Source organism: Actinocorallia lasiicapitis (assembly GCF_054778695.1).
Genome location: NZ_BAAGZI010000213.1, coordinates 1 through 9,918, shown reverse-complemented (window position 1 = coordinate 9,918; position 9,918 = coordinate 1). Strand labels below are relative to the sequence as shown.

Below are 9,918 nucleotides of genomic sequence, written 5' to 3'. Positions count from 1 at the left end.
CGCCACCCCGAGCCGGGCCAGATCCCGGACGGCCAGCGCCGTCTCGTCCTCGCCGACCGCGACGGCCGCGTCCAGCCCGGCCCGGAGCACCGGCCAGGCCAGCGACGACACCGTCCCGCAGTTCAGCCCGGTCATCGCGGTCCCGCCCGTCGCGACGGTCACGGGACGTCCGGCCGCAAGGCTGGTCAGCACGCACGCCGCGCTCAGCGGCTCGACCGCCAGTACCGGGACCCCCGGCTGTTCGGACCGGTAGTGGGTGACGGCCGCCTGCGCCAGCGACCCCACCCCTGCGGGCACGACGACCAGGCCGGGGGCGGCGGGAAGCTGGGCGTCGAGCTCGCGGAAGAGCGTGGAGTAGCCGTCGACGATCCAGCCGGGCACCTGCGTGTAGCCATCCCACGCGGTGTCCTGGACGAGCGCCGTCCCGGCTCCCGCGGCGTGCGCGGCGGCCCGCCGGACGGCCGTGTCGTAGTCGCCGTCGACCAGGACGACCTCGGCGCCTTCGGCCCTGATCGCCGCGACGGCCGCCGCCGGGACCTGGGCGGGGACGAAGATCCGGGCGTCCCGGCCGAAGATCCGCGCCGTTCTGGCGACGGCCCGTCCGTGGTTGCCGTCGGTCGCGGTGACCAGGGTGCGGACCTCGGGCCGTGCCGCCAGCACCCGGTGCACCGCCCAGGACGCGCCGAGCGCCTTGAACGCGGGCAGTCCGAGCCGTGCCGACTCGTCCTTGACCAGCACCCGGCCCGCACCCAGTTCGGCGGCGAGTTCCGGCAGTTCCACCAGCGGGGTGGGCGCGTAGCCGGGCAGCTCCCGGTGGAAGGCGAGGACGTCGGCGGGAGCGGGCGGGCAGCGCCAGCCGAGCGCCCGGGGGCTGCGGTGGACGAGCGGAACCGTCAAGGTCATGGAGCCACCCTGCCCCGCCGCCTATTATTCGGTCCAGCGAATGTTTCCGACCGATAATCATCGGAGAATCCGAATGTTCGATCTGCACCGGCTGCGGCTGCTGCGCGAGCTCAAGCACCGCGGCACTCTCGCGGCCGTCGCCAGGGCGCTGTCGTACAGCCCGAGCTCGGTCTCCCAGCAGCTCTCCCTGCTGGAGGCGGAGGCCGGGGTGCCGCTGCTGGAGCCGGTGGGCCGCCGGGTCCGGCTGACACCGCAGGCCGAGATCCTGGTCGCCCACACCGAGGCGGTGCTGGCCCGGCTCGAGCAGGCCGAGGCCGATATCGCCGCCTCGCTCTCCGAGCTGACCGGAACCCTGCGGATCGCGTCGTTCCAGACGGCGGCGCTCGCCCTGATCCCCGACGCCCTGACGCTGCTGCGCGCCCGCCACCCCCGGCTGCGGGTCCATCTCACCCAGGCCGAACCGGACCGCGCGCTGCCCGCGCTGCTCGCCCGCGACTTCGATCTGGTGATCGCCGAGGAGTATCCGGGCGAACCCGAACCGCACCTGCCCGAGCTGGAGCACGAGCCGCTGTGCGACGACCCGCTCCGGCTCGCCCTGCCCTCCCCCGGCCTCACCGGGCTGCACGAGCTGGCCGGGCACTCCTGGGTGATGGAACCGCCCGGCACACCCGCCCACCGCTGGGCCGTCTCGGTCTGCCGGGCCGCCGGGTTCGAGCCGGACGTCCGCTATGTCAGCACGGACCTGCTGCTCCATCTCCGCCTGGTGGAGGGCGGCCACGCGGCGGCGTTCCTGCCCGACCTGGTGTGGAACGGCCGCCCGCCGACCGTCCCGCTGCTGGCACTGCCGGCGTCGCGGCGGCTGTTCACCTCGGCCCGGCAGGGCCACAGCGCCCATCCGGCGCTGCGGGCCTGCCGTGACGCCCTGGCCTCGCTGGTGGCTCGGCCCTAGAGATCAGCCCAGGTCGGGGGTGTCGCGGAGCTCCACCACGAGGTCGTCGGGCAGCCGGTCGAGCTCCAGCACGATCAGCTCGTTGTCGCCCGCACGCAGCAGCGGGCCCGGCAGGAACAGGGTGCGCTGCGGGCCTTCGGCCCGGTGGCGGCCCAGGCAGAACCCGTTGATCCAGACGACGCCCGCGCCGAAGCCGGGCAGCGCGAGGAACGTGTCGGCCGGTTCGGCGACGGTGAAGCCGCCCCGCAGGAACACCGGGGGCTTGCCCGAGCCGGGCGTGAACTTCAGCGCGGACAGGTCGTCCAGGGGGATCGGGGTCGCGCTCACGCCGTGCAGGTACTGGCGTTCGTGGCGGAGCGCGGTGATCCCCTTGGTCTCGCCGAGCCGGGGGCCGTAGCCGATCCGGCCGAGCGATTCCACCAGCAGCTCGACCCGGGCCGGGCCGCCGATCTGGACGGGCGCGGAGTCCTCGGTGAGCTCGGCGACGCGGACGCCGTCGACCGACAGCCGGGCCCGGTCGCGCAGCCCGTCGACGGTCAGCGGGTAGTCCTGGCGCGGCCCGGGGATCTCCACCCGGTAGCGGACGAGGCCCTGGCCCAGCCCCAGCTCCTCGAACGAGGGCGGGTTGGGGCGGTACACCTCGGGCAGCGCGAGATCGTCGAGGTCGGCCCGCTCGGTCAGCGCGACCGTCATCGGCGGCAGGACCGGCAGGGGCGCGGGGGGCTCCGGGGCGTCCTGGTAGCGGGTGAGGACCTCGCGGAACGCCCAGTACTTCGCGGTCGGGCGGCCGTCCTCGGAGATCGGGGCGTCGTAGTCGTAGGAGGTGGCCTGCGGCAGGTAGGCGCCGCTCTCCAGATCGCGGTTGCCGCCGGCCCAGAGCCCGAAGTTGGTGCCGCCGTGCGCCATGTACAGGTTGACCGAGGCGCCCGCGGCGAGCAGCCGGTCCAGGGTGTCGGCCGCGTCGGCGGCGGGACGGGTGTGGTGCTCGCGGCCCCAGTGGTCGAACCAGCCGATCCACAGCTCCGAGCACATCAGCGGCCCCGACTGCCGGTGCCTGCGCATGGTGGCCAGGTTCCCCTCGGGGTCGGAGCCGAAGGTGCCCGTGGCCAGGATTCCGGGGATGGAGCCGCCGGTCAGCATGTGGTCTTCTGGCCCGTCGGCGGTGAACAGCGGCACGTCGATGCCCGACTCGCGGAGCATGTCGACCAGCGCCTCCAGGTAGTGGGCGTCGCTACCGTAGGAGCCGTACTCGTTCTCCACCTGGACCATCAGCACGTTGCCGCCGTGGGTCACCTGGTGTTCGGCGATCCGCGGGATCAGCAGATCGAACCAGTGTTCGACCTGCTCGAGGAATTCGGGATCACTGGTGCGGACCCGGCCCTTCACCCAGGACGGCAGCCCGCCGTTCTCCCACTCGGCGCAGATGTACGGGCCCGGCCGGACGATCGCATAAAGTCCGGCGGCGGCGGTCTCGGCCAGGAAGGCGTCCAGCTCCTCCAGCAGCCGGTGCTCGCCGCGCCTCGGCTCGTGGTAGTTCCACGGGACGTAGGTCTCCACCGTGTTCAAACCCATCGCACGCATCAGCTCAAGGCGGTGCCGCCACTGCTCGGGCCTGACCCGGAAGTAGTGCAACGCCCCCGAGAGGATCCGGAACGGCTTCCCGTCCACGAGGAAGTCCGATTCCCCGATCTCAAAACGAACCACAGGTGTTTCCTCCCATTAACTGATAGAAAGTGCCTCAATGGAGACTTCGCGGCGGCCGATCGGCCATGTGGACTGGGTCCAGGGCCGGGAGCACTGGGACCACTGGTGGCGGTATCTGACGCCCAGCCCGGCGCACCGCAGGCTCGGGCTGGTCTGCCTGGCCGTCGGCGATCAGAACGGGCGGCTGCCGACGGTGGGACCGCGGGTCCTCGACCACCCGGTGGCGGTGATCGTGCTGTCCGGGGCGGGCTGGTTCTCCGCCGACGGCGCCGAGCCCGTCGACGTGGTCGCGCCCGCCGTGATCTGGCTGATCCCCGGCGTCCCCCACCACTACGGGCCCTACGAGCCCGGCTGGTCGGAGTGCTTCGTGGACTTCGCAGGACCTGCCGTCGAGGCGTACGCGGAGCTGGGACTGCTGGACCCGGCGGTGCCCGTCACCCCGCTGACCAGCGCGGAACCGGCCAGACTCGTGGTCAGGAAGATCGCCGCCGCGGTCCGGCGGGGCGGTCCCCATGTGGACGTGGAGGCCGCCGCGGGCGTCCACGAACTGCTCGCGACGCTGCTGCGGTCGCGCGCCGAGGACGCCGAGGGCGACCGGGTGCTGGCCGCCCTGGCCCGGGACGCGCACGAGCCGTGGCCGGTCGCCGAGCACGCCCGCCGGCTCGGCCTGACCCTCGCCGAGCTGCGCGAGGCCGTCCGCAAGGGCGCCGGCGCCAGCCCCAAGGACTACCTGCTGACGATCCGGCTGAACCTCGCCAAGGAGCTGCTGACCACGACCGATCTTCCGGTCGCGGCCATCGCCCGGCGGACCGGGTATGAGGACCCGGCCTACTTCACGCGGATCTTCACCCGGCGTGCCGGGATCTCCCCCAGCGGCTTCCGCGAGCAGCACTTCCACTAGGTCCCGCTAGGCCTTGACGCTGCCGGCGGCCAGATCCGCCTTCCAGAAGCGCTGCAACGACACGAACGCCAGGATGACCGGGATGAGCGACAGGAACGCCCCGGTGATCACCGCGTCGCGGAGGTTGCCGGTCTGGATGCTGGTCCACTTGACCAGGCCGAGGGTGACCGGCCAGAGCTCCTGGTCGTTGAGGAGCATCATCGGCATGAAGAAGTTGTTCCAGATCGCCACGAACTGGAAGAGGAACAGCGTGACCATCGCGGGCGCCATCAGACGCAGGCCCACGGTGAAGAACAGGCGGAGTTCGCCCGCCCCGTCGACCCGGCCGGCGTCCAGGAGCTCGTCGGGGACCGCGACCTCGGCATACGCCTTGGCCAGGTAGACGCCGAACGGGCTGACCATCGACGGCAGCAGGAAGGCCCAGACCGAGTTCAGCAGCCCGATCTTGCTCTCCAGCAGGTAGATCGGGATGGTGAGCAGCGGCAGCGGCAGCAGGACCGCCAGCATGATCGTCCCGAAGACGAAGCGGCTGCCCCTGAACGGGTACTTCGCCAGCGCGTAACCGGCCATCGCGGCCAGCAGCATCGCGCCCAGCGCGCCGCCGCCCGCGTACAGGACGGTGTTGAACAGCCAGCGCGGGTAGAGGCCGCCGTCCTGGTCCATGACCAGCGCGATGTTGTCGGCCAGGTGCAGGGAGCCGAACCACAGGGAGCCGTCGTACAGGTCCTCGCCCGACTTGGTGGCCGAGACGACCAGCCACCACAGCGGCAGCAGCATGTAGACGGAGACGACGAACAGGAAGCCCGTGGTCAGGATGCGGGCGCGGTTCACCGCACCTCCTTCGCGGTCAGCCAGGACGAGAGCTTGAGGAAGATCAGCGACAGCCCGCCCGCCAGGAGCGCCAGCACGATCGCGATGGCCGAACCGAGCGCGTAGTCGTTGCGGTCAAGGGCGACCTGGAGCGACCACATCAGCGGCGTGTAGTCCTTGGAGACGTTCGTGGTGACGTCGGACAGAACCGCCGGTTCGTTGAAGAGCTGGAGCGTTCCGATGATCGAGAAGACCGCGGTGAGCATCAGCGACGGGCGCACCATCGGGATCTTGATGGAGAGCGCGATCCGCAGGGCGCTCGCCCCGTCGAGCGAAGCGGCCTCGTAGAGGTCGCGCGGGATCGCCTGGAGCGCCGAGTACAGGACCAGCATGTTGAAGCCGGTCCAGGTCCAGGTGACGATGTTGCCGATCGAGAACAGCACGATGCCGTCGTCGAGGAGATCGAGCCCGAACGGGGAGATCTCCGGGGTGTACAGGAACGCCCAGACGATCGTCGCGATCACGCCGGGAACGGCGTACGGCAGGAAGTAGACGAGCCGGAAGAACCGCTTGAACCGGGCGGAAGCGCCGTCCAGGAGGAGCGCGAGGAGCAGCGCCATACCCAGCATGATCGGCACCTGGACCACGCCGAAGGCCAGGAGGCGCCCGACGTCGCGGAGGAACACGCCGTCACGGAAGACCGCGGCGTAGTTGTCGAGTCCGGCGAAGACCCGTTCGGGCTTGCCGAAGCCGAGCCCGGAGCGCTGCACCTGGTACAGGCTCTCGTTGATCGCGTAGCCGATCGGGATCAGGAAGAACACCACGAACAGCACGGTGAACGGTGCGAGCAGCGGGACCGCCGCCCGCATCTTGGAGACAGCCAAGGCGGGCCGCCTTTCTCACGGGGGATGACGGGGAAAGGAGCGTCCCGGCGGTCGCACGGGACGCTCCTGGTGCGTCAAGATCAGGGGGCGACGGTGAGGCCCTTGTCCTTCAGCGAGGTGACGGTCTTCTCCTGGATGGTGGCGAAGGCGTCGGTGAGCTTGCCGCCCTTCTTGACGGCGTCGCCGACGGCGGCGTTGAACGCGTCATTGAGGGCGGGGGTGGTGGGGCCCCAGGTGAAGCCGGGGACCACGGTCTTGCCCGCTTCGGCGAAGGTGGTGAAGACCGCCTGGTCGCCGTAGAACGGACGGCCCGCGGAGATGGCGGGCAGGGTGGCGCCGTCGACGGTGGTCGGGAAGAGACCGCCGTCAGTGATCAGCCCGTCGAAAGCGGTCTTGTCCGTGGCCAGCCAGGTCGCGAACTGAACGGCTTCCTTGGGGTTCTTGCAGCCCGTGAGGACGGAGTTGGGCGAGCCGCCGACGTTGCCGGTGACGGTCTGGCCTTCGGTCCAGTTCGGCATGGGGGCGACGGCCCACTTGCCCTTGGTGCCCTTGACCGAGTCCTCGAGGACCTTGGTCATCCAGACCGCGCCCACGAGGGAGGCGATCCGGCCGTCGGAGAAGTCCTTGAACCAGGCGTCGGACCAGGCCGGCTTGATGTCGACGAGCTTCTTGTCGATCAGGCCCTGCCAGAAACCGGCGACCTTGAGGGTGGCCTCGTCGTTGACGCTGACCTTCCAGGAGTCGCCCTCGGTGCTGAACCACTTGGCGCCGGCCTGCTGGGCGAGACCGCTGAAGAGGTACATGTCGTCGGGGTTGAACGACGACAGGTAGGCCTTGGGGTCGGCGGCGTGCAGCTTCTCCGACGCGGTGGCGAACTCGTCCCAGGTCTTCGGGATCTCGATCTTGTGCTTGGCGAAGATGTCCTTGCGGTAGAACATCCCCATGGGCCCGGAGTCGACGGGCACGCCGTACTGCTTGCCGCCGTAGCTGACGGAGTCGACCGCCCACGGCTGGAAGAGGCTCTTGGTGTCCGCGGTGTAGGGCGTGACGTCCTGGACGGCGCCTTCCACCAGGAAGCTGGCGAGGGTCTCGGACCCGACCTGCGCGAGGCACGGCGCGTTGCCGGCCTTCACCGCGCTGAGCATCTTCTGGTATCCGCCCTTGCCACCCGACTCGATCTGGGTGAACTTCACCTGGATGTCGGGGTGTGAGGCGTTCCAGGCGGCGGCCGCCTTGTCGTAACCGGGCGCCCAGCCCCACCACTCGACGGTGACGGGACCTGCGGCGGCGGGCTTGTCGTCCGACTTCTTGTCGGAGCCGCCACAGCCGGTGAGCCCGGCCGCCGCGGCCACGGCGGCGAGCCCGAGCGCGATCGCTCTACGCATAATGGTGTTTGTCCTTTCCCTGCCCCGAAGGTTGCTGACGGCAACCTTCGTCGCACCCAGGGAAATCCTCCATGGACAAAAGCGCTCACACACTTGCATTTTCGGTGACGCACGGCACAACAGGCGATGTCAGCGGAGGGCCAGCGAGGTCGAGATGGCCATATCGATGAAGGCGAGGGCCTCGGCACGGCGCGCGAACGGCGAGGTGTACAGCGAGCGGGTGGCGGTGCTGCGGCGGATCCGGAGGCACTCGTCGGTGATCCGGTGCCAGCGGGGGTCGAACGCGGTGCGGGCGTGCGCGGCGGCCTGCGACTTGGAGATGATCTCGCCGGTGGCGATGGTGTGGTGGATCCGGCTGACGCCCAGCACCCCCCAGGCCGGAGCCCAGGTGCCGAGCATCGCCAGGCCCGCCGGGGTCGTGCCGCGCGTGCCCCGCTCATGCCAGGGACGCCAGTAGTCGCCGAGGTTGGCGCGGCACCAGGAGCGCAGGTCCGCGCGTTCGGCGGGGATCGCGAGATGCTGCGGGAGCGGGCCGCGCAGCGGGACCCCGTACCCGGCGAGCAGCCGCCACGCCACCGGGTCGCGGCCCTCGGTGGAGTCCGGCTGGAGCAGAAGGCCGCTGGCGGACGGCCCCGGGAGCGCGTCGTAGGGGTCGCCCGCCAGATCCGACCAGGTCAGGTAGGGGCCGTCGAAGAACGGTTTGGGATGGCGTCGGGCGAGCTGCTCGTGCACCAGTTCCAGGGCTCTGAGCTGCTGCGGTCGGGCGGGCGAGGAGCTGACGGCCACGAAGTCGATGTCGGACTCCGCCGGACGGAAGTCGCCCAGCGCCACCGAACCGGTCAGGTAGAGGCCCTCCACGAAACCGGGGAGCGCGGCGTCCACCAGGGACAGATAGGTGGCCGCCACCTCGATCGCCAGGGGATGCACGGCCGTCGCCAAGGCCTCACGCCGATCTTGTGCCACCGAACATCCCCCACACCCGCAGACCCGTGCATACCGAACCGCAACGGTAACTCAGCGCGTCCGTCCGATCACAGAAGTTCCGGAAACCGGTTCAGGGGCGGCGGCGCGCCCGGAGGACGGCGTCGTACTTGACGACGTCCGTTCCCTCGTGCTCGAGACCCTTACGCTCGCGGGTTTCGACCGTGGTGAACTCCCAGACGGCCGGGTCGAGGTTCTCGGCCAGCTCCTCGGGAGTGAAGAGCATGTCGCGGCGGGCGCCGTGGTGGTCGTCGTTCTCCAGGTCGCGCGGGTGGTGTCCGACGAGCACCAGGGAACCGCCGGGGGCGACGGCGTCGGCGAGCCGGGCGAACAGCGGTGTCCTGTGCTCCTCCGGAAGGTGCATGAACTGGGCGGTGACCAGGTCGTAGACCCCGTCGGGGGTCCAGTCGAAGACGTCGGCGCGCGCCCAGGACGTCCGGTCGGCGAGGCCCAGGTCGGCGGCGTGGGCCGCGGCGCGGGTCAGGGCCGTCGCGGAGATGTCGACGCCGTGCACCCGCCAGCCGCGGCCGGCGAGCCAGAGGGCGTCGCCGCCTTCGCCGCAGCCGACGTCCAGGGCGGTGCCGGGGGCCAGGCCTGCGGTCTCGGTGACGAGCTGGCGGTTGGCGTCGCCGCTCCAGACCCGGTCGGCGGTGCGGTAGCGCTCCTCCCAGAACGCCTCGTCGTAGACCCAGCCGCCACGCCGTGCGACCTTGACGGCCCGGTCGATCTCCTCGGCGACCAGAGCGGCGTTGATCGCGGCGCCCGCCGCCAGCCCGGCGGCCGCGGCGGTGATGAGCTGCGCCTTCGGGTCGGCGACATTTCCGGCGATCCAGACGCCGGACACTTCGGTCGCGCCGTCCGCGGCGGCGGCGAAGTGGCTGCCGATGACGTGGCCGCCCATCGACAGGTCCGCCGGTTCGAGGCCGAGGGCGGTGAGCGGGCCCGGACGCGCGGCCATCCGGGTGGCGACGACCAGGGCGTCCAGCGGCACGGTCGCACCGGACTCCAGCCGGACCCCGGTGAGCCGGTCGTCCGCGGACTCCACGGCCGCGACCGCGCCGTCCACGAGGGCGATCCCGCGTGCCGTCAGGGCTTCCAGTTCCTGGGCGGACGGGCGGTCCGCGGTGTGCAGGAACAGGGTGACGTCCTCGGTGAGCTGGCGGAAGAGCTGCGCCTGGTGGGTCGCGGCCGGGCCGGTGTTCAGCACGCCGACGGCCTGGTCGCGGACCTCCCAGCCGTGGCAGTACGGGCAGTGCAGCACGTCGCGGCCCCAGCGTTCGGCCAGTCCCGGCAGGTCGGGCAGCTCGTCGGCCAGACCCGTCGTGACGAGCAGCCGGCGGGCGTGCGGGGAGCGGCCGTCGGCCAGGTCCACCCGGAAGCCGCCGCCGTCGAGCGCGGCGG

General features: G+C 71.2%; 9 protein-coding genes. 2 read left to right on the top strand and 7 right to left on the bottom strand.

Annotated elements, in window-relative coordinates; all coding sequences use genetic code 11:
- On the bottom strand, positions 1 to 903 hold a 903-nt coding region (locus tag ACYVE7_RS21500), incomplete at its 3' end, for a pyridoxal-phosphate dependent enzyme (protein ID WP_460366775.1).
- A 73-nt stretch (positions 904 to 976) separates the two neighbouring features.
- Here ACYVE7_RS21500 and ACYVE7_RS21495 point away from each other — a divergent pair.
- The gene (locus ACYVE7_RS21495; RefSeq protein ID WP_460366774.1) at positions 977 to 1,852 is read left to right on the top strand and encodes a LysR substrate-binding domain-containing protein; all 876 of its coding nucleotides are present in this window, start codon (positions 977 to 979) and stop codon (positions 1,850 to 1,852) included.
- Between the two features lie 3 nt (positions 1,853 to 1,855).
- Here the strand turns inward: ACYVE7_RS21495 and ACYVE7_RS21490 are convergent, their stop codons facing one another.
- Positions 1,856 to 3,556, bottom strand: coding sequence for a glycoside hydrolase family 35 protein (locus tag ACYVE7_RS21490; RefSeq protein WP_460366773.1), 1,701 nt, complete (start codon positions 3,554 to 3,556; stop codon positions 1,856 to 1,858).
- 37 nt (positions 3,557 to 3,593) lie between these two features.
- Between ACYVE7_RS21490 and ACYVE7_RS21485 the strand changes: the two genes are divergently transcribed.
- Positions 3,594 to 4,457 carry an AraC family transcriptional regulator gene (locus tag ACYVE7_RS21485; RefSeq protein WP_460366772.1) on the top strand — a complete coding sequence of 288 codons (864 nt, stop codon included), beginning with the start codon at positions 3,594 to 3,596 and terminating at the stop codon, positions 4,455 to 4,457.
- Between the two features lie 6 nt (positions 4,458 to 4,463).
- On the opposite strand, the gene ACYVE7_RS21480 is transcribed toward ACYVE7_RS21485, so the two are convergent.
- The 5 genes from ACYVE7_RS21480 to ACYVE7_RS21460 form a co-directional block, all read right to left on the bottom strand.
- A complete protein-coding gene (locus tag ACYVE7_RS21480) occupies positions 4,464 to 5,288 on the bottom strand; it encodes a carbohydrate ABC transporter permease (protein WP_460366771.1) in 825 nt (274 codons plus the stop codon).
- Positions 5,285 to 6,151: a carbohydrate ABC transporter permease gene (locus ACYVE7_RS21475; protein ID WP_460366770.1), complete on the bottom strand. Its 867-nt coding sequence runs from the start codon at positions 6,149 to 6,151 to the stop codon at positions 5,285 to 5,287. Before ACYVE7_RS21475 ends, ACYVE7_RS21480 begins: the two co-directional genes overlap by 4 nt.
- 80 nt (positions 6,152 to 6,231) lie before the next feature.
- Complete coding sequence (locus tag ACYVE7_RS21470; protein ID WP_460366769.1) at positions 6,232 to 7,536, bottom strand: ABC transporter substrate-binding protein; 1,305 nt, start codon at positions 7,534 to 7,536, stop codon at positions 6,232 to 6,234.
- A gap of 129 nt (positions 7,537 to 7,665) precedes the next feature.
- A complete protein-coding gene (locus ACYVE7_RS21465; protein WP_460366768.1) occupies positions 7,666 to 8,499 on the bottom strand; it encodes a nucleotidyltransferase domain-containing protein in 834 nt (277 codons plus the stop codon).
- Between the two features lie 91 nt (positions 8,500 to 8,590).
- Positions 8,591 to 9,918: methyltransferase domain-containing protein (locus ACYVE7_RS21460; protein WP_460366767.1), on the bottom strand; the 1,328-nt coding region annotated here is incomplete at its 5' end.